The organism is Ureibacillus massiliensis 4400831 = CIP 108448 = CCUG 49529 (assembly GCF_000772965.1).
Lineage (GTDB): Bacteria > Bacillota > Bacilli > Bacillales_A > Planococcaceae > Ureibacillus > Ureibacillus massiliensis.
On record NZ_JPVQ01000032.1, the window covers coordinates 1 to 20,275 of the forward strand.

The window sequence follows — 20,275 nt, forward strand, 5'->3', positions numbered from 1 at the left end:
AAGGGTTTGGGAGAAGGGGGGAGTTACCGTTTATTTTTGACAACTACATAGAAGGCAGGGCTATTTTAATGTGAAAATCTAAGGTGAGTTTGAACTAAGTTGGGAAAGAGGGTAAAGGGAGGGAACAACAAAAGATTGGAATTTTGATGACATTCAATAGTTCTGTGCTATGCTAATTATATAAAGTCTTAACTTGGAGAGGTCTTATGGGGGAGCAAATTATTTATGACATGACTACACTTCAAGATACAATTGGCTCAATGAGCAAATTATTGGGTGTGGATGAACGACAAATTACGAAATACTGTGTAAGTCATAAAGATGATTATGATGTAGAGGGCTTTTTTAGTTTGTTAGGATTAAGTGAATATTCTCTGTTGGATTTTGAAATTTATATAACTTCATTGCATGTAACTACGGATAAGGATAATTGTTCATCAGTAAAGAAGTATGGACTTTTAAATTTGCAACAGGCTCTCATAAAAGATACGCCTTTAAGGGCTTATCTGGAGGGCTTTGGTGTTTTCATAGAAATTGATAAGAAGCAAATTAAATATCACGATAAGGTATTTGATATTAGCAAAGAATATAATGGCATAAATAAACCAGTTGATTGGATTATCTATAAATTGTACAGGGATTTCCAATTGAATTCATTTTTTTATTCCGACAACGTATTAAAATATGGTGGAGGTATAAGAAGAAGACCAGAATTCCTATACAATCTTGCAGATTTTTTAGGAGAACCGAATATCGAATATGACTGGATTAAGGGTACAAATTGTTATGTTATAAAGTACAAAACAGCAATATCACAATTGGCTGATTGGACCTTTGATATTGATAAGGATAAAATTGATTATTTGGATGAAACTGAAATTAATATACACAAGATAAAATGGTTTTTAAATCAATCATTAAGAAGAATTAATAACGAAATTTTTTACAACAGTATAGACGATTGTTATTCTTATTTAAAAAATGATGTCTTTGTACCAGTATCCGATATTCTAAGAGTTTATTCTGAAAACGAGTATTTGGAAGAATATCGAATCAGAGAATGAATTAGAGACCATCATATGAATTTGGCACTTTGCTCTGCTATGGTAGGAGTTTGTTGTATCAACATACCGAACCAAGCAATACTCTTACACGTTCAGTTTCATTATTGAAAAAGTGGGTGAAGAAATGAAAGCCGATGAAAAATTGATTATGGAAATTGAGGAGTTCGATGATGCCTTCCCAGACGGAGTTTTTGCAATTCCAAGAAATCCTAAAGACCCAAAAGTAAAAGTTAGGGCGTTATGGGATTATTGTAAAGAAAAAGGTGTTGACCCAGAGGATTTAAGTGAAGAAGAAATGGAACAATTTCTTGAATACTAAACTGATATTTTAAAAGGGAACAGGGAGTATTAGATTTCTCCCTGTTGTAGTTGTAAAGAAGTTATTGTATCCTTCAATTAACCTCTTGGTGGGTAAGGGTCATTTCCGTAACTATTTCTTTCTCTAATTTGTCCTGTTCTGTTATGAATGAACAGTTCAGATTGCTGATTTTTTGCAATATCTCTTGCAAATGAAATTGCCTCACGTTGAGTATCAAATACTTTTGTTGCTCTTGAATTTCCTGCACCTTTTACTTGAAATCCACCACCAGAATGTGGGGTAACATGCTGATTTTTACCTATTTAAACATCACCTCATTATTTGATATGGTGAGGGAGGCGAACATAAGTCCTCTTTTATGAAAATGAATTTTGTTGTAATATAAACGTGGATGTATAAATCAATGGCTCTTATTTGTTCTGCCAAACAAATAAGGGCTTTTTTATTTTAGCTTTGTCTTTAACTCTCGTTCGAGCTTCTGCACTTCTCTTTTTACTTGCTTATCTACTTCTCTATTTAAATCTCTAATGGCTCTATTAACTTGAGATGTATTGATTCGTACTCGTACCATATAGTCACCTCCTAATACGTGTAATCTAATGCTTATTTTTTGCCTCCTCACAATATTGAATTATAGCACTATATTCCAATTGAATCAATATATAGTATATATACAATGACGAGTGGTACTATATATTGTGTTTAATTCGGTTTTTTTCTAATTTGTCAAATGCGAAAATATTAGAATATGAAAGAATACTCATGAATATTGAAGAAAGTGATAGGTTTTCAATAATTTCTACTCAATTTCCTCATTTGCCATAATAGATTCCTCCATTTTGGCATAGCTCTAATTATGTAATGCAACCCTAATCTATCATTTTTCATATCCTATTATCATCTTATTGTCTGCGTTTCAAATCTCTTGTTTTACCCTGCCTTATCCCTCTATAAGCCACTTTTATCAGTTATATATTTCTTCTTACTGCTTATAATACAGTAGCTTTAATAAAGCAGGTTTCAAAATTTGAAGCTATTAAAACAGGAAGTTCTAATCTACCAATTCGGATTAGACAAATGAAACAGGAGGAGTTCCATATGGGAAAGGACAGAGTTATGTCTCGAAACTTTGCAGAGAAACTCAAATTCTATAGGCTTGAAAGGTCATATTCTTTGAAGGATGTTCAACGCATTACTGGGATTGATGCTGGATATATCAATAAATTGGAGAACGGAATAAGACGTGCTCCTTCATATCCAATCCTTCAAAAGTTGGCATTTGCTCTAAAAGTCGATATTACAGACCTTATCGACATTGATTTACCAGAAAACGAACCGTTGCGTAGTGTTCAAGAGGTCTTAGTATTTACCGAGTATCTGATAAAGGGGAAGTTACCTACAACTATTGTTAGGGAAAATTTATTAGCTGTTATCCAGACAATGCTGGATTGTGAATGGGAAGAACATACCAAACATACAGATAGTGTCAACGTATTAAATAAAGTTGATATTTTTTTAAGGTCACTGAAAAAATAGTACATCAAAAAGGTTGGAAAAGGAGAACTGTAATTTTTTTATGGTTCTCTTTTTCTATTTAAATGTAATAGGAGAATGGCTATGTCAAAAAACGGTAGCATAAAGGAAGCTATTTTTACAGTATTCTTGAAATTAAATTTGAGTATTATGGAAAAAGAGTTGAGTCTTCATTTTTCCGAAGTCGTATTGGAACAAAGTTTCGATGTTACGGAAGAAAATGATAGCCAGAATAAAAGGGTTTTAATGTTGGATATGTATGGCATGGAGCAAAACTCTAATGTCGAGGTTATCGTTGAAAATGTGTTAACTAAATCGAATAATGACCATCAAAGGCGACTGCTGAAAATTATTGAAAGATTAGAAAAAGGGATAATCATCTACCAGGCATTAGGATTCAGACCAAAGGATGTACAGCAGTTGAAAAATGCAGTAAAAGGAAAAGACATTAATCTATACTTTGTGCAAATTAACGAGGACATGATTCCGTTAATTAACAACCTCAATACAGAAACGCATAAGTTAAGGATTTACGAGAACTTAAATGTTCTAAATACCGTTGTAAAACCTATTTCACTGCTAAAGGATATAAGTGTTATAAAGCCAATACAAGGCAATGTGGCACTAATGAGGGAAGAGGTAGAGAGAGATTTCTCTAACCCCCATGTTGAGGCAAATAATTACTTGTTAGACCAATTACAAACTAATATACCCTATTTCTTTCCATTCCAAAGGAGAAAGAATCTCGCAAACAGATACATTTCTTTTGGATTCGGAAAAAGCGGTGTTTCCTTACTTCTATCGGTGGAGGATATGCGACACAGAGCATTCGTAAAATTAACATTTAGAGAGCTTAGTCCACCAATCTATTACAAAATAAAGGAGAGAGAGGATAAGGCAAGAGAATTAATTGGCGAAGAGCTTCAATTTTTGGATGATAAACATACGATAGAGTTCCGATTCAAACCATATCAGGATGTTAGAGATACAGTAGATACGTTAGTAGATGTCGCTGAAAAATTTATTTTAACGTTCTCAAATCAGGTTTTATACGGAGCGGATAGATTTGGTATGCAAGAAGAAGGGTTGGAATATAGATTGAGTTAAACAGGAACAAGGCATTGGGTTATCCAGTGCCTTTTTTAATAGGTCGTTTTGTTTAAAGAAAAAAGCGACCATCATTTTCGATGGTCTTGTTGTCCTAATGCTACCAGTATAAGCTATGTAGACATCAGATGACCAGTTCATTAAGTTTCAGAAATTTCAACTTGATGTTAAATTTCAATGTACATGGTCGATATCCTTTCAGTGTTATACAAACACGTTGACTGTTATATATGATTTAAAGTTATAATAACAACAATAAATTATTTATTATAACACTTGTCAAAGGAGGAGTTCATGTGCCGAATTATTATTTATTTGTAGTTGTATCCATTATATTAATTGTTACGCCTGGTCCTGATTTTGCCTTGATTACCAAAAATACCATTTTATATGAAAAAAGAGGAGGCCGTGCGACTACTTATTGAGTGGTCTCAGGACATATTTTACATGCAACAGCTTCGGTCCTCGGTATATCAGCCGTTATTGCTAAATCCATCGTACTTTTTGAGATAGTAAAATATGTGGGTGCGGTTTATCTTCTCTATATTGGAATTAAAGCATTACTGTCTAAACAAAAAAATGACTCGGAGAACCGAGACTATACAGATGCTACGTATCAGACATCTAAAAGGAAATCGTGCTTTCTTCAAGGATTGTTGTCTACTACGTTTAACCCTAAAGCTATCATTTTCTATATTACTTTCCTCAAGTTATTGACCCGCATAAGAATGTATTATTGCAATCCTTTGTGTTTTCGGGAATTTTTATCCTGATTGCATTGTTGTGGCTTTTATTATGTGTCTCTATCCTTAACCGCATTCGTTCATGGTTTAGAAAACCTTCGGTTCAACTTATCTTTGAAAGAATAACGGGAATTACATTGATTTCTTTGGGAATAAAGTTGGCTTTTGAAAAGAGATAATTAAGAACCATCCTAACCACCTATTTATAAGGTGGTTTTTGTTTTCCGCTTAATTAATTGAATAGTTTCTGTTGTTTCCTTCACAAGAATAGGAGTTTTCAATTTTTCTGTATCTGTTAGAACTTTAGTAACTCGTAAAAAAGTCCAACTTGTTTATATTCCATATAGTCTGAACCTCCATTTTTTTACTAAAAATGCGGGTGTATCTTATCTATTATTTAATATAAATATCCAATTAAAAGTTGTTCCGAAATCTTAACCAATTGTTGGATACGAGTTTGACAACACTATTAAACTATTGAAGCATACATCAATTAATGCCCTAAACACCGATATTCTTTATCTGCCTTTATAGCGTCTAATAAATTCCCTGCCAAATTCTCTCGTATTCAATCGTGTTCTTTCTTTTGGTTCATGCTCAATGCCAAAAGAGAACTCTTCATTCAATCTTTTAAGCTCCCCATACATATTTTTTACAGGCACTTCATGTCCATTGACAACCTGATAAATGACAAGTTTAGGCAGAGCGTTTCCATCCTTGTATTGATGAATTCGATACAATCCATTTACGGATTTGACCTCAATTGTTTTAAGCAATTTGCTCATGCAATTACCTCCGAACGAATTCAAATTGTAGTCATATTATAACATGTATTTTCTGATTTTTTCTTCTACTCAGCGGTTTAATAGTGTTTGGTATGTGTACATATCTCAACATTTGAGTAAAAGGTATGAAAGAATTCATAACAAGTTCTTAAATAATTGCACTTATACCAGAATAATTATGAGAAATTGCTAAAAAAGTATGAAGTTGTTCATATCTTTTTCATACGAAAACTATGGTAAAACGAGTGTAGGATTTCTTGATTAGGCAATAAAAAAGCACAGGGAGCTTCATCTGTGCCATTAAAAAAGTGTCATTTATTCAAACTCTTGATAGGTGTTAATAAACTCAAGCAAACTCTGGGCAATTAAATCCTGAACTTTTAGGTGAGGGAACTGGTTCTCGCATAACTTGGAGAACTTGTCATAAATATTTTCATTCAACTTCAAATTTTTGTTCACGTATTTTGCCTTGGTATTGTAGATTTCTTTATCTAAGACAAGCGTAGGTTTTTCGTTTACGGTAGACACTAAGCTCTTCAAGGTTTCTAAATTCTCTTTTATAAAGGTTAATTCCTCTTGAAAGCCAATGGTTGCTTTATCAGAAGGTTTCGCATTTCCTAATGATTCTTTGTCTCGAATAAACTTGAAATATTGATTCTCTCTCGCAATATAGACGAAATCTTCCTTCTGCATTTCCTTTGTGAAGCTGGAATAGGCTATTCCTAAAGTCCCTGCAACCCCTTTTAAATCGCTATTTACCAACATTTTATTGATTTCTTCTGCACGTTTATCGACATCCATTGTAAAAAATATATCTTTATTCATATACTTACTCCTTTCTATTAGTTTTTTAGTATTATAGTAGACTTGCTTTTTCTTTATAACTGCACACTGTCGGAGCTACTTTTAGCAAGGTGTCGTAGAGGTGGATGGCTGAAAATATGGTACTCAAGGATATGTAATTGCAGTGGCTCAAAATTAAGTAATCAGTGGTAATGCAGGGCAATCATTATCAAACTATCAATGAATCTCTATGATATAGAAATGCTGTGAGAAAGGAGTGAAGGGTCTATAGCAACTGTAACAAAAGAAACCAAGAGAAAGGGGAATAAGCAGAACCCAGGTAAAAGTTTCGAGCAGGATTTTTATGCTTCTGTTCCAGCAGATGTATTCTTTTACCGTTTGAAAGATGATAGTTTAGGATTTGCCAACGTGAAAAACCCCTGCGATTTTATCCTATACAAGATTCCGAATATCTATCTGTTAGAGCTAAAGAGCCATAAAGGTAAATCAATTCCTTTTGGAGCTATACAGCATTATCAAATTGAATTATTGCACCGTTACAATCAAATGGATGGAGTGGTTGCTGGATTTGTATTTAATTTTAGGGATGTAAATGAAACGTATTTTGTGGATGCGGTAACAGCGTATCAGTTTTACCATGTCGGAGAACGTAAGAGCTTTTCATTGGAATGGACAAGGGGAAATGGGATTCTTATTCCGCAAAAATTAAAGCGAACTCGGTATCAATATGATTTGTGTAATCTATTAAATTATTAAATTCAATGTGAATTTAAAGAAACGGAGGAATGGAAGTGAGAAAATAATTGAAATTGAAAGTAATTATGAAGGTGAGTTTCACCATAATTTATGGAATATCCTTAAAAGGGAAGTAGAAGAAAAGCCAGAATTTATGGGTTGGTATAGAAAAGAAAGGGTCATTAAGCTGAATGAAGAACTTTACAGGCTAACAGAATTTAAATGCTATCATACTGAAGTATGGCTTCTCTAAAGCCATTTACAGGTGATTTGAGCAAGTTGAAGGGGAAATATGAAGGTGAGTTGAGTTTGTAAATGAAAGAGAAATAGGATAGTATCAGAAGCCCCTGCGAAGGAGCTTCTATTTTCTTTTTATGGCATTGTTTTTGTTTTTTAAATTGTATTTATGGAGAGTGCTATTGCCTTAAGGAACGTCATTGTTATTGAAAATATCATGGTCATCTTCCCTTTAAATACAATGAAATTCTTTCCTCAACCATCTTTTCATTTAAGTCATCTTTGTAATCAAAATAAACGATTCCAAGTTTATAGTAATTACACATTTCTTCTTTTTCCTTATCCCTGACTTTTGTATTTTCTAATGCTTCCTCTCCTCCCATAAAAGCAATTGGTTTGAAGTGCTGTTCCCCTTGATATTCAATTACAAGGTTCAATTCTTCAATGAAAATATCAGCTCTCAAATGGTCGAGCGGGTATTGATGGATAACCGTATAGTTTGGATAAAGTTTTCTTATGATTTCAAGAAGTTTAACTTCAGTTGTCCATTTCTTACCGATTGCAAAGTAACCCATCCGAATCCGTATGACATCTTCACAATAACGTAAGAAATCTGTTAAAGATTCTTCATCGAGCCTTTTATCATCAAATGAATGGGTAATAAGGTAAGGAACTATATCAGAGGAAATAAGTTCTGGTGCATATATTCTACCTCGTGAACCAATTCCATATCCAAAGGCTAATCCATTTATGTAATGACCATAGATTGAATGGAACTTTGTCCCTTTTAGTGTTTTTCCATATCCATACTTAGGACAGACCCTATTACACACATGGCATAAATTATCTTTGAATTGGAGGGTGTTTATAAAAGCCTCTCCCATATTGAAACGCAATGATTTAGGGATATCCCCAAACTGACTAAATTCTTCGTTTAAAAGGTATGTTTCCATGCCCTTTTTCTGACATGTACAATAGCACACAAGGCTGTTCTTGTTTTCTTGAAAACCAAAAAAAGCACCCAATATTGAAGGATAATGAACGATTGGAAAGGGTAGCTCTTCTTCATAGGTAATACATCCATCTGATTCTAAAGTCGGAACAGCTTCTTTCGGTACAATTTTCGACCGTATGTTACTCACTCTACATTTTCCTTTCTATTCGATACGAAATGAATCCCTGCCTTTTCATATCTGAAGAATGGATTTACTCCATCCCAATCCTTAGCCATTTTAATGGAGGGCAAATTGTTGTCTTCTTCTTTTGTAACAGTACAAACAAAGTAATATTTAATCAAAAGTTCATAGATAAATTCTTCTGTTAGTTGTCCTGCTAAAATAATTTCAGAAATCTGTTTGATATATAGATTTTTCGGTATCATATATATCAAGTTTTTTGAAATATTACCCGATTCAATGGCTTTTTTAGCGTTAGGGGTAATATAATCGGACATGCTATGCTTCCCCTTATACAATCCCTTTTGTCTAAAATAGCTTTCGGTCAAAAAGTAAAGGTCATCACCAATCCCCTTTGAACTAAGATGATATTTCCTTAAAAAGTCATCGGAAATATCCCTTTTAAGCATTAATACTTCAAACAAGTTTTTACTTAGATGACGGATATACTCTTCTCTGTTAAAGGCAGAGGAAGAAGTTTCTTTATTGCGAACAGGAACGTTAATTTCAGCTTCAAACGCTGGAACTGTAGGCTTTGTGCCAGAAGATGAATATTTTCTTTTTTGATAAGCTCCTCTTTTCATATTCCAATTATCACTTCGTTTAATTGCGTACCATATTGCTTTATTTATGGCCGTAGGAATATACGTTTCAAATTCTTTATGATGAAAGGTAGATTGCTTAAACCTTTCTACTAAGTCTGTATTTGTAAAAACAGCCCCACCTGGCACATTCTTTTCAAAATCTAAAATAAACCTCAAAGTCTCTTCGTTTAAAGAAAATTTCTTCATTGAGTCTCAATCCAGTCCATCTTTTTATTTTAAATATATCATTCTTTCTATATTCCAGTATATTACATACTCTCCATTGTCTTTAGTCAAAATTTCTCAACAGTACATCCTTGAATTTGGTAAAATAAAGGTATAAATGGTCGGATGTTAATGGGTAAGGAGGAGGAGAAGTGAAAAAGAAACTAAATGTGCGTGATGTTTGTACTAAATTTATTATCCCTGCTATTTAACAAGCAGGATGGGATTTACATAAACAAATTCGAGAAGAAGTAACCTTTACAGCAGTGAGAATAATCGTAAATAGATTAGAAAAAATAGGAGGATACATAATTATGTGGGCTGATGATGCTTCAAAAATAGATATGTTGGCTTATGAGCCTTATGCAAGTTTGATAAGTGAGATTGCTACGAGTGAAAGAATGAACCCTTTGACAATTGGATTATTTGGCAATTGGGGAAGTGGTAAATCCACTTTGCTTCATCTAATTGAACAGAACACTATGAATCAAACTGAGAAAAAGATTGCGGTTGTTACAGTAAATGCTTGGATGTTTGAAGGCTACGATGATGCAAAAACAGCCTTAATGGAGGCAATTTTGCAAAGCCTTCAAGAAAACCAAACATTTTTCAAGGAATCAACAGATAAGATTAAAAATTTAATTAAACGAGTTGACTGGATTAGGGTCGGTAGCACAGCCTTAAAAAAGGGCATTCCTTTATCTTTGAGTTTATTAGCAGGAAATCCTTTACCTATGCTTCTTGGAGGTTTCAAACTTGAAAATTTTGATTCAGAAAAAGAGATAGGACAGCATTTGGACAATGCATCTCAAATGAAAAAAGACTATATCAACGCTCAGCAACAAGAAAATATCATTGAAAATGTGCGAAAATTCAGAGAGGACTTCGTAAACATAATTCGTACATCAAATATAGACAATTTAATCATTATGATAGACGACTTAGATAGATGCAATCCTGATAGAATAATAGAAACACTTGAAGCAATTAAGCTGTTTCTTGCTGTTGAAAAGACTACATTTGTTATTGCAATGGATGAGAACATCATCACTTATTCAATCAAAAGAAAATATCCTCAATTGGATGATGTAGAAATAGATGTTTCGACTGATTACATTGAAAAAATAGTTCAACTTCCTATCAGAATAGCGGAATTAGCTGAGACTGATATAAAAAATTATATGCTTCTTTTAATAAGCGAAATGTACTTAAGTGAAAATGTACTAAACAAATTAATCAATAAGTTAAGGGACAAGGGTATTTTTGTTAGAGGAGAAATTATAAGCGGGAAAGAGATAATAGAAATAATCAATGGGGTAACAAGTACGGATGGTGACAAGTATAAACAGGGCTACAGTCAATCTGATTTTGAAGAGCAAATTCAAATTTTCAATAGTATTGGAAGTGTTATTGCGGCCACTTTGAAAGGGAATCCAAGACAAACCAAGAGATTTTTAAATACGTTCTATATGAGAAAACGTCTTGCTGAGATACAAAGAATAGAACTGAATTTATCAGTTTTAGCAAAGTTGATGGTTCTTGAGTACACCGACAGAGATTTATTTAGAGAGCTATATCAGTGGCAATTTGAAAATAACGGAACTCCAAAGCAGTTATCAGATATTGAAAACCAGATATTAAACGAGGGTTTAAATGATGAGGAAAAACCCAAAACGGGTCAAGAACAGAAAAATAATGCTTGGTTTGGAGACAAAATAAAAAGATGGGTTGGTGTTGAACCATCTAATTTATCTGAAGTTGATTTATCTCAATATTTCTATTTAGCTCGAGATTCCGTTTCAGACAAAAAACTATTTTCAATAAACTTAAATCAGGAAGAACGGAAGTTTATTAATCAAATCTGTAACGCTACCACTGCAGAAATTGTAAGAAAGAAAAAGATTGAAGAGCTAAAAGTAATGGATGAAGTAACTCGAAGTGAAATCGTTAAAGGAGTCATCTCAAAATATAATCAGGACCAAAATTATCATTTATGGGTGCTAATTGAACTATATAAAATGTTTCCTCAATATCAGCCAAAAATCTATGAGGAACTGAAAAAGATTAAGAAAGGCTTAATTACTCCGACTGAAATATTCTTGTTCAAACAGTTGGACAGTGAAACGTTTGAAAAATTAAAAGCGTATTATGTGGAATCGAAGAAATCGTCTAAAAAGCTATGGGAAATAGGGTGATAAGGAATGGGAACGTCAAAAGGTTATTTACCGCCAACAGGATATTTATGGCCAGAAGCTAAAAGAGATGTAACAAGCATGGTTAAAAACGGATTTAGCCCTTCTTCAATAGGTAAAGCAGTGTCAAGTTTTTCAAAGGCAATGAGCGGTGGGGGTAACTCGCACACTGGTTCTATTGCAAGAGTAGGGGCGAAAGCAGTAAATTTTATTGAAGCTGTAAAGAATTACGGATTTATTGGTGCTTTAGAGAAGGTTGGATTGGCACATTTACGTGGCAAGTCTTCAGAAGAGGTTCGAGCAGGTCTTTTGGAATATTTTAATGATAGCGGAAATGATTTTTATGATAGTATTGCCCAGCAAAGCATGAGTGAGCTTATGCGTGAGCTTTTAAAAAGTGCAGTGGATGAAGAAGATTACAATAACATAGTAGGTTCTATCAAACCTGGAGAATTTATTAGAGAGTTTATTGTGAAATTTATACAAAATTGTTTTCTTTCCAACTTTGCAGAGAAGCTGCTAACTATGTTTGATAATTTACAAAAATATGATAGTGCCGAGAAAAGTGTTAAAACTTTTATCCGTACTTCAATAGAGTCCGAGTTTACAATAGAAACCATTCAAAAAGTTGACTGGAACGGACAGCAAGGCAAACAAATAATTACAGATAAATGTAACAAGGCATTTGAAATATTATCAGTTTGGAGTGAGACTCTTGTTTAATATTTGGATTAATAAGCAGGATGATGAATTTGAAAATAACGGAAACTTAGCAGAGAACGTATTGCTATTTAATCTCTTCGATAAGAACAATAAATCAAATGTTAAGACAGATGCGGAACAACTTTGGCGAAGATTTGGAAATCAAACATTATCAGATATTACCGAGGATTTATTAGTAATAGCAATCAGTATTTTCTGTGCTGATAAAAGAATTCCTCGAAGAAGGTCATCCGATAATTGGACAAGGAATATTAAACTTTATCTCCCCGTTCTGGAAATGGAAAAATGGATTTTAGTTAAAAACGATTTGGAAAAAACACTTGGTTTCTTAAGTGGCGATAACTGGATATTTGAATTCAGAAAATCTACGAGCAAGTTTAGAGCAAATAAGAAAAACACAAAATATAAACTTATCGACAGAGAAAAGTATGACTCAGTAAGTCTTTTTTCTGGCGGTTTAGATTCATTTTGTGGTGCTTTAACACTATCAGATAAGCAGAAAAACACTTGCTTTGTTGGCTTTAGGGAGTACAATCTTTTAACTAACAGACAGCATGAACTTTTTAATGAGATTGATAAAGCATATCCTGCATTGAGTAAAGAGTTAATTTTATTTAACGCTAATCCTTTAGCTCCGCTTCAAAGGGGTGGAGAAAAAACCAAGCTGGGGTCTGAAAGTACAAGTAGAAGCAGGTCATTTCTATTTTTAGCGGGTGCAGTTGCTATCGCTTCTATATTAGGTGACGAAACACCTGTATATATACCAGAGAACGGATTCATTGGTATAAATGTTCCTTTAACGGATAGTAGGAATGGAAGTTGCAGTACCAGAACTACCCATCCTATCTTTTTGAAATCTTTGAATCACATCCTTCAGTCGGTCGGTTTAAAACATAAAATATCTAATTTTTATTGGGACAAATCTAAGGGTGAAATTGTTGCAGAACATAAAGCTAATCCTGTTTTCAAAAGAAGTGCTCATAGAACTCTTTCATGCTCCCACCCTTGTTTATCAAGGTATGATAGAAAATATGATAAAAGTATAGAAATTCCTTGTAACTGTGGATATTGTTATCCGTGCCTTATTAGAAGGGCATCGTTTTTAACAACAGGTAAAGATTCTACCATATATAATTCGGTATATAGAATAAATAAAGAATTCTTAACAAAATACAACAACCTTCAGGGCAGAGCAAGTGATTTAAAAGCTGTACTCTTTAGTTTAAGGAGATATTACAAACATAAAGATGATGGTGAGTATATTAGGACACTTTTGATTCGACAAGGCCCTTTATCAACGGATGAAATTGAAGCCTATGAACGGTTATATCACAAATCAATGAGCGAATTATTGGAAATGATTAGGTTTGAGGATTCCCGAAATAGTGGTGGTTTAATGGAATATTTAGGGATAAAGGAATTATTAGAAGATGCCCAACTTAGTTGATTTTCATATTCATATAGATTATCACGAAAACTTTCGGGAAATGTATGATTATTTTAGTCAAAATGAAATATACGCTTTGTTTGTTACAAATTTGCCTGAAATATTTGAACGATGTAAAAGGGAGTTCCCAGAATCTAAATATGTAAAGATTGCAATGGGCTACAATCCACAATTAGCAAAGACACACAGTTTTAATAGGTTTGTATTTGAAAAATGGCTCCCCCATACAAAATATATTGGGGAAGTTGGTTTAGATTATTCTAAAGAATTTATAGAAACTAAAAGTGAGCAACAAAAAGCATTTCAATATATTTGTAAACGAGCAGGAGAAACAAGCAAGATATTGTCAATACATTCGAGAATGGCTGAAAGAGATACCTTGGATATTTTATTAGAAAATAAGGTTCGATTTGCAGTATTTCATTGGTATTCTGGTAGTAAAACACTGTTAGAAGAAATAATCGAAAATGGTTACTATCTATCCGTAAACTATTCAATGCTTACTTCTGTAAAGGGTCTAAATATAATAAGAGCAATTCCTTTGGATAGGTTGCTTATTGAAACCGATGCTCCTTTTGGAAAATCTAATATAAAAGGAAAGTCATACAACTTACCTGTAATTTATAAGGAATTTGAAGAAAAGCTCCAAATTAAAAACTTTAGTTCTATTGTATTTAATAACATAAAAAGGCTGTTAAATGAGCAACAACAGTATGTCAAATAGCAAGTTAGAACCATATCATTATTGGATTAAGTAATGATTTCAAACAAGGATATTTGAAAGTGGTGAATTGTAATGGAAGATGCATTTAAGCACTTACGGAAATGGCAAAGGATGATGAATCAATTAAACCGAAATTCAGAAATGATTAGCAATATGACGAGAGCCAGTGAATTGGCAAACAAAATGGCAAACCGTAGTGTAGTAGCAAGTTATATGGAACATGCGAGTGCTTTTGGAAAGGTTAGTACACTGGCAAGTGAAGTAGCAAAGAGTGGTATATTAGCGAATGAAGTTGCTAAAAGCGGTCTAATAGCAAGTGAATTATCTAAAAGCAGTCTAATAAACAGTTTTTATAAAGAGCCACTGTTGGCAAAAGTAGGTATGATTAAAATCCCACGTCATGACTTTTCTCAAATGGCAAGTGCTGTGGCAAGTTTAAGAAACCAAAGTTTAGCTCTTTCAAGTGCTTCCCAATTTGCTCCCTTTTTTAATCAAATATCTTTTGCAATCAACAGTTCCTTTGTGGAAAATCTAAGTGAATATATTCATGATACAGAAGATGACGTAGAAGAAATAGAGGAACAACTTGAAGAAGATATTCAAGTGAAAATTAAGCGGCCGCAATTTTTCGATATGGCTCTTAAAATCAATATTATTGTTAATGTTACAGAAGCAGAAGTTCAGGAGGGAAAGTTAAACGAAGAAGAAGTAAGCACTTGGAAAAAAGTTCTGTTACCAGTTCTGACGGTTCTCGGTCAACTTTTTCTTGCTTGGGCAATGAGTGACACCCCTTTGCGTGAAACAAATATTTACAAAAGCGTTGAGACTATCGTTCATTATGTAGAAACACTTGATATAAATTTTGATGACGTGGAACAGCCTGGCTCGGAAGCTCAATCATCATAAGTGAAAGGATGGGGCTTTAGTTGTCCATTTCAAGTTTGAAAAGGAGACGAATGAAGCCCTAAGCCTAACCATTAACCAGTATATAATCCTGCAACGGATTGAGTATAATCACTCCACCTTTTTTTGTTTCGTAGTCTATAAAATCGACCATAACCTCTTTATCTCCCTCTGAATAAAAAACGTCTTCTTCAATTTCCACCACTTTAGTCACCTTATTCTTACTGGCATGATAGGAAGCCATCATTTCCAACTCGATTATCATTCCAGCTTTAAAATCCTTTGCTTTTACGAGCATGAGCAGTTCCTCCCTCCATGACCTTTTGCCGACCGCTTTAACAATACTTATTATATCAATTCCTACTACCGATACTACGTTTTCAATGTTCGATACCGTCCGACCAAGAAGTGGGATAATTAAATCGAGTTTAAAATGCAACTCCATTTGAGAAGAGGAAGGGAGAGAAGTAAGAATAAAAATTGTGGATTTCTCCTGCTCTAAAACGCCTTATTCCCTTGTGGCTGTAAGGTAGAACGACTTTTCAACTTTCGGAAAACATAAACCTATATAGTCCCAAAAAAATATCTAAAATTCATTTGAACAATGCAGAAATAGGTTATTACGAAATGTCAAAGGACTTTTTCCAAAGCCTCTACTTATTTTGAAGAATCTAAGGTCTAATTAATTATCAAAACAATAACTTTTATCATCAGCCAAGCTGAAAAAGGCAAAGAAAATAAATCTCATTCTATAAAACAAGCGATGGAAAAAGTCATTCATCTAACAAAACGTCAAAAGATTTTTGGATACAAAACATTACTGAAATAGTCGTCACTACTATATAAAGAAAACTATTAACTATTCAATCGCCAGTTGCGATTTACTTAAGAAATATCTAAGTTCAGTTGAAAAGTTCAAAAGAGCAAAAGAGCAACTATTTACCTTTAAGTAAAATATATAATTACGTAAAACCCAGATAATGCCGAAAACCACCAAACAATAAAAATTTTAAGTTAAAAATAACTCAAATAAGGTGATGGTATATAACTATTTGTAAAATTTTATGTAAAGCAAGGTAGAGCAGATAATCTATGTATTGCCTTCTTCAAATTTGATTTACTAAAGGTGTTAATAACTTTAATCAAGGAGGCAAAAGGAAAATGAATACTATTAATAATACAAGATATGATTTTGAGCAACTGCGACAACAAATTATCAACCAAGATAAATGGAGAAATGACGTATTTGTGGTATATCCGTTTGAAGCTGGTAGTGGAAAGTCAAGAGAGTCACAACGGTTCTTGGGCGAGATGACCAAACAATATAGCTTCCGAGCTTTATATGTACAACGATTTGTAAAAGATAATCGGCTTCAAGAGACGGTAAATCGTATCAATGAATATGCTGAAAAAGAGGTTGCGGTTGGAATTACAGGTGAAGACAACAAATCTAAAAAGGCGTTAAAAAAGGCAATAGAAGCACAAATTCTGGTATGCAGTCATTCTATGTACAAGCAGTTTTGTCGGGGGTTGCACCCAGAATTGACTAATAATCGGCAAATTTTGATTATTGATGAACGAATGGATTTAGTAGAGAGATTTACCGTTTCAATTGAGGATATTGGCAATCTGTGGGGAAGTTTTGCTCTTTATAAACAAGGCGAAATAGTCGAAGTATTGGCGAAACTTCTAAAGAAAAAATACTATCATTATCTACCATTGATTGGGTCTGTAAATAAAAAGGAAATGTATTATGTTGATTTTAAGGAAGATGACTTTGCAAAGTATCAATCAGCTCTTGATGAACTAATTAGTTTAGTTACAGACAAGAACCATAAGATGCTATTGATGAAAGTGAAGAATCTTATAAAAAGTGGTGGACTATTCTTTGAAAACCAATTTCATTCAATTGAGGATATACGGTATGTTATGTTAGAAAATAATATAATCTTGGATGCAAATGGGAGTTTTGATGCAACCTACAGATTCTTTAATGAAATGTTCTCCATCCAAAAACAGCCTCCAATATTTGATTATTCCCAAACAATTCTCCATCATTTTGAAGTGAAAACAGGTAAAGGGAGCTTAGAAAAATATGCAAGGTTCTTTCAGGATTCTCTTGAAAAGATTGATTTTAGCTGTGGTAGCAAGATTCTATTTGTTACGGATAAAGACAGTGTAGACAAGGTTCAAGAAGCATTGTTGATGAAGTTTGCTCAGATGGGAGATAACTTAGAAGAGATTGAGGAACATCTAAATATAAAACTTGAGACGGAGTATTTTGGTAACATTATTGGCCGCAACGATTTCAGAGATTTTGATAGGGTAGTTATTCTTAAAACCCCGAATTACTCGTATATTGACTATTCTATGCTGTATTTCTACTTTCAAGTATTCGGAGGAAACTCTGTTGGGAATATTCAAGTGTTTGAACATGAGCAAGTTGAAGCAATCAGAAAATCCGTAGTTGCTGGGGAGATTTACCAAGCTATTAAGAGAATTAACAGGGACTTAACGAAAAAGGCGGATATCTATCTTTTCTGCGGTAATCAAGAGGCGGTAGATATGGTATTAAATCAATTGCAAAATGTGCAATACGTGAAGCGTGAAATGACTATAGAGAATAAAAGGAAAAAATCTGATAGCGAACGGAAGGAGCAATCTTCCTTTGATAAGAAGGTAACTTTGGTTCAGGAGGCTCTTGTGGCTTGTGCTAAAAAAGTAAGTAGCATTAAAAAGAAGGAGTTTAGAGAACAGCTCGGAATTCTGGATAAACACTTATTTGCTAAAATCCTAAAAAACCTTGCCCCTTTTTTACAAGCAAATCAAATCGAAAGTCATGGGCAACAGCTCATATTTAAATAAATAGCAGTTACGGGGTGTCTTTACAGGCATCCTTTTTCTGTTACATCAGCAATGTTGTATTGCACATTCGTTTGCCTTAGAGTCAGAGGAAATATCAATGATGTGCGTTGAAATAGTATCATCATTATTCAAAAACAGATGATAGGTAAGTACCTTCTATAGAAAGTTCAAGTGCAACTGGGGTAATACGTTCACCTGTTATAGAAAACACTGGATGAATAAAAATAAAAAACCAACTTTTACATAAAGCCAAATGGATAAAGAAAAAAACAATATCTAACGAAAGGTTAAAACTGCTATTATCCATTTGCTTTGTATTATACAGCTTTTTTGTAAAAGCATATGGCATTGGTATTTAAACATATATCCCTTAAATATTCTGGTTATCGGTGATTGTTTTATTTTTACTATGACATTTCGATAAAGCCTTGGTTCTTTTGGTAACAAAAGAGCCTTTTTTCATGAACAATGCTTCTTTAATAGATGCAGTTTGATAAGACCCAGTGGTATTCCAATGTACTGTGGCTTTTCGGACATCAGTTTTTGTGCTGTTGGCACATTGAATTGTATTGGTTGTTCCGTATAGTTTCAAATCATCGTAGAAGTTTTATTGTATCAATGTATTTAATTTTCAATTTATCAGAGGTTTTTTGACATAGTTACATTTGAATACAAAGTGATAAATCTACAACAAAGGATGTTTTAAATCATAGGAAAGCGAAGGCTTTATGTAAAAGTTCCATGTTTTTCGGAAGACCTTAGATATTGTTGAAAGAATAGATTATTTTTGTGCTATTGGCACATTGTATAGTGGTTCAATTTGATATTGCATTTTTATCCAATATGTAGATGTATTCGATATGAGGGAAATCTCAAAAGTTGTTTTTTAGCAAAACTCCTCTTTATAAGAAGAATATAAATACAACTTTTCGTAAAGTATTTCGACATAATTCAATTCAAAGTTTTCATCAAGCGAACGTGTAAAACAACATTTTAACGATTTAATTTAATAAAGTATCATTATGTAAATTTTTAACAGGTAAATAGCGTTTGAAACATATTTTTATAGAGTTGTTGCAGTGGATAGAAACGAAAAAAAGTAGCCAACGGGGTTGAAGGTGCTCGAACACTATCCGACCATTTTTGCCCCTAAAAAAACTTGTAAATTGATAAACTGGTATTACATAAGAGGTAATTGATAGAAAGGAGAAGACGATATAGTGACCACTGAACAAATTAAAATAGCCATCGACCAACTGGAAAGAACGCTGTTTCTCCATTCATTACAACCACTGGCGATTGAAGAGGTGGAGCAAATGCAGGAAAAAGTAAAGGAGTTAAAAGAAACCTTTTTAGAAACGTGCTTTGAAGGCAGTAGCGTTGAAGAACTGGAAGAAATCCGATTCAAATTAGTGGAAATTAGATACAGCATCATTATCGCAAAAAAAGAGCAGTTGCACTTGAATGTAACGGATGATGTTAGGAAACTTGAAAGTTTATACAGAACAGCTTAATAGAAAAGAAGGAGGAAGAAAAAGTGAAAAATAATCCAGATAATTTTTTTGTAAAGGACCCTCAAAAATTAAAGTTATATGATATGTGCATGGAGTTAAATAAATTAGTTTATCAACATGTAAAACAGTTTCCCTGGATAGAAGAGAAGAATATGAAAATCCAAGCAATAAAAAGCATTTCCAGTATTGGGGCTAATCTCTGCGAGGGCAACGGTCAAATCTATCCAGCAAAAGAATTGACGTTTCTTAATAATAGCCTTGGCAGTGCTCAAGAGTCCCGATATTGGTACGACTTGGCAAGGGTGAATTCATATATAACCGAGGAACAATTTAAAACAGCGGATGACCTTTTACAAGCTGTTATTCTAATTCTAATAAAAATGATGAAAAACTTGAAGAACCAAGGAGTAGCATAGTTCTCCCTGCCCCCATATTTCTTTGTCGAATAGAACCAATCCTGACTAAGATGCGACTACACATAGTTCTATATAGCATATATTTGGTAAGGCAATAGTCGGTAAAAAAATTATTGACATATAATAAATATGAGTGTAAATTATGAATACAGGCAACGCCAATAGATTTGTTGCCTAAAG

21 protein-coding genes and 1 pseudogene are annotated in these 20,275 nt (G+C 33.5%); 15 read left to right on the forward strand and 7 right to left on the reverse strand.

The window, feature by feature from the left end; all coding sequences use genetic code 11:
• Positions 1–206 precede the first annotated feature (206 nt).
• A complete protein-coding gene (locus CD30_RS14200; protein WP_036178169.1) occupies positions 207–1,064 on the forward strand; it encodes a hypothetical protein in 858 nt (285 codons plus the stop codon).
• 124 nt (positions 1,065–1,188) lie between these two features.
• Positions 1,189–1,383 carry a hypothetical protein gene (locus CD30_RS14205; RefSeq protein WP_235802067.1) on the forward strand — a complete coding sequence of 65 codons (195 nt, stop codon included), beginning with the start codon at positions 1,189–1,191 and terminating at the stop codon, positions 1,381–1,383.
• A 77-nt stretch (positions 1,384–1,460) separates the two neighbouring features.
• Here CD30_RS14205 and CD30_RS19845 read toward each other — a convergent pair whose 3' ends face one another.
• Both CD30_RS19845 and CD30_RS20655 read right to left on the reverse strand, forming a co-directional pair.
• Positions 1,461–1,685 (reverse strand): DUF2188 domain-containing protein, encoded by a 225-nt coding sequence (locus tag CD30_RS19845; protein ID WP_062686429.1) that lies wholly within the window; start codon positions 1,683–1,685, stop codon positions 1,461–1,463.
• A gap of 140 nt (positions 1,686–1,825) precedes the next feature.
• Positions 1,826–1,954 carry a hypothetical protein gene (locus tag CD30_RS20655; protein ID WP_268871094.1) on the reverse strand — a complete coding sequence of 43 codons (129 nt, stop codon included), beginning with the start codon at positions 1,952–1,954 and terminating at the stop codon, positions 1,826–1,828.
• A gap of 527 nt (positions 1,955–2,481) precedes the next feature.
• Here CD30_RS20655 and CD30_RS14210 point away from each other — a divergent pair.
• The 4 genes and pseudogenes from CD30_RS14210 (at position 2,482) to CD30_RS20750 (ending at position 4,945) form a co-directional block, all read left to right on the forward strand.
• On the forward strand, positions 2,482–2,919 hold the full coding sequence (locus tag CD30_RS14210; protein ID WP_036178173.1) for a helix-turn-helix domain-containing protein: 438 nt from the start codon (positions 2,482–2,484) through the stop codon (positions 2,917–2,919).
• 81 nt (positions 2,920–3,000) lie between these two features.
• Entirely contained in the window at positions 3,001–4,023 is a 1,023-nt protein-coding gene (locus CD30_RS14215; protein ID WP_036178175.1) for a hypothetical protein, read from the forward strand.
• 296 nt (positions 4,024–4,319) lie between these two features.
• Positions 4,320–4,448, forward strand: coding sequence for a hypothetical protein (locus CD30_RS20660; RefSeq protein WP_268871095.1), 129 nt, complete (start codon positions 4,320–4,322; stop codon positions 4,446–4,448).
• Positions 4,449–4,945, forward strand: a pseudogene (locus CD30_RS20750) (LysE family translocator). It begins immediately after the preceding gene.
• A gap of 339 nt (positions 4,946–5,284) precedes the next feature.
• Here CD30_RS20750 and CD30_RS14225 read toward each other — a convergent pair.
• Positions 5,285–5,551 (reverse strand): hypothetical protein, encoded by a 267-nt coding sequence (locus CD30_RS14225; protein ID WP_036178177.1) that lies wholly within the window; start codon positions 5,549–5,551, stop codon positions 5,285–5,287.
• Between the two features lie 315 nt (positions 5,552–5,866).
• A complete protein-coding gene (locus CD30_RS14230; RefSeq protein ID WP_036178180.1) occupies positions 5,867–6,376 on the reverse strand; it encodes a hypothetical protein in 510 nt (169 codons plus the stop codon).
• A gap of 387 nt (positions 6,377–6,763) precedes the next feature.
• Here CD30_RS14230 and CD30_RS14235 point away from each other — a divergent pair, with 387 nt between their 5' ends.
• Complete coding sequence (locus tag CD30_RS14235) at positions 6,764–7,111, forward strand: Holliday junction resolvase RecU (protein WP_052126232.1); 348 nt, start codon at positions 6,764–6,766, stop codon at positions 7,109–7,111.
• A 437-nt stretch (positions 7,112–7,548) separates the two neighbouring features.
• Here the strand turns inward: CD30_RS14235 and CD30_RS14240 are convergent, their stop codons facing one another.
• Together CD30_RS14240 and CD30_RS20445 are read right to left on the reverse strand one after the other, a co-directional pair.
• A complete protein-coding gene (locus CD30_RS14240; protein ID WP_235802068.1) occupies positions 7,549–8,469 on the reverse strand; it encodes a hypothetical protein in 921 nt (306 codons plus the stop codon).
• Positions 8,466–9,293 carry a hypothetical protein gene (locus CD30_RS20445; protein ID WP_211254629.1) on the reverse strand — a complete coding sequence of 276 codons (828 nt, stop codon included), beginning with the start codon at positions 9,291–9,293 and terminating at the stop codon, positions 8,466–8,468. The genes CD30_RS14240 and CD30_RS20445 overlap by 4 nt, the downstream gene beginning before the upstream one ends.
• Before the next feature lie 332 nt (positions 9,294–9,625).
• Between CD30_RS20445 and CD30_RS14250 the strand changes: the two genes are divergently transcribed.
• The 5 genes from CD30_RS14250 to CD30_RS14270 all read left to right on the forward strand — a co-directional run bounded on the left by CD30_RS14250 (position 9,626) and on the right by CD30_RS14270 (position 15,303).
• Entirely contained in the window at positions 9,626–11,506 is a 1,881-nt protein-coding gene (locus CD30_RS14250) for a KAP family P-loop NTPase fold protein (protein ID WP_036178182.1), read from the forward strand.
• Positions 11,507–11,512: 6 nt separating this feature from the next.
• Positions 11,513–12,226 (forward strand): hypothetical protein, encoded by a 714-nt coding sequence (locus tag CD30_RS14255; protein ID WP_036178184.1) that lies wholly within the window; start codon positions 11,513–11,515, stop codon positions 12,224–12,226.
• Positions 12,219–13,673, forward strand: a complete 1,455-nt coding sequence (gene qatC, locus CD30_RS14260; protein ID WP_036178186.1) for a Qat anti-phage system QueC-like protein QatC — start codon at positions 12,219–12,221, stop codon at positions 13,671–13,673. The genes CD30_RS14255 and qatC overlap by 8 nt, the downstream gene beginning before the upstream one ends.
• Before the next feature lie 40 nt (positions 13,674–13,713).
• Entirely contained in the window at positions 13,714–14,397 is a 684-nt protein-coding gene (locus CD30_RS14265; RefSeq protein ID WP_235802069.1) for a TatD family hydrolase, read from the forward strand.
• Positions 14,398–14,469: 72 nt separating this feature from the next.
• Positions 14,470–15,303, forward strand: coding sequence for a hypothetical protein (locus tag CD30_RS14270; RefSeq protein WP_036178189.1), 834 nt, complete (start codon positions 14,470–14,472; stop codon positions 15,301–15,303).
• 64 nt (positions 15,304–15,367) lie between these two features.
• On the opposite strand, the gene CD30_RS14275 is transcribed toward CD30_RS14270, so the two are convergent.
• Positions 15,368–15,598 (reverse strand): hypothetical protein, encoded by a 231-nt coding sequence (locus CD30_RS14275; RefSeq protein ID WP_036178191.1) that lies wholly within the window; start codon positions 15,596–15,598, stop codon positions 15,368–15,370.
• A gap of 863 nt (positions 15,599–16,461) precedes the next feature.
• On the opposite strand from CD30_RS14275, the gene CD30_RS14280 reads away from it, so the two are divergent.
• From CD30_RS14280 to CD30_RS14295, 3 genes are all read left to right on the forward strand, one after another.
• Positions 16,462–18,165, forward strand: a complete 1,704-nt coding sequence (locus tag CD30_RS14280) for a DEAD/DEAH box helicase family protein (protein ID WP_036178193.1) — start codon at positions 16,462–16,464, stop codon at positions 18,163–18,165.
• 1,220 nt (positions 18,166–19,385) lie between these two features.
• A complete protein-coding gene (locus tag CD30_RS14290) occupies positions 19,386–19,679 on the forward strand; it encodes a hypothetical protein (protein ID WP_036178197.1) in 294 nt (97 codons plus the stop codon).
• 23 nt (positions 19,680–19,702) lie between these two features.
• On the forward strand, positions 19,703–20,095 hold the full coding sequence (locus tag CD30_RS14295; RefSeq protein WP_036178198.1) for a four helix bundle protein: 393 nt from the start codon (positions 19,703–19,705) through the stop codon (positions 20,093–20,095).
• Positions 20,096–20,275: the final 180 nt, after the last annotated feature.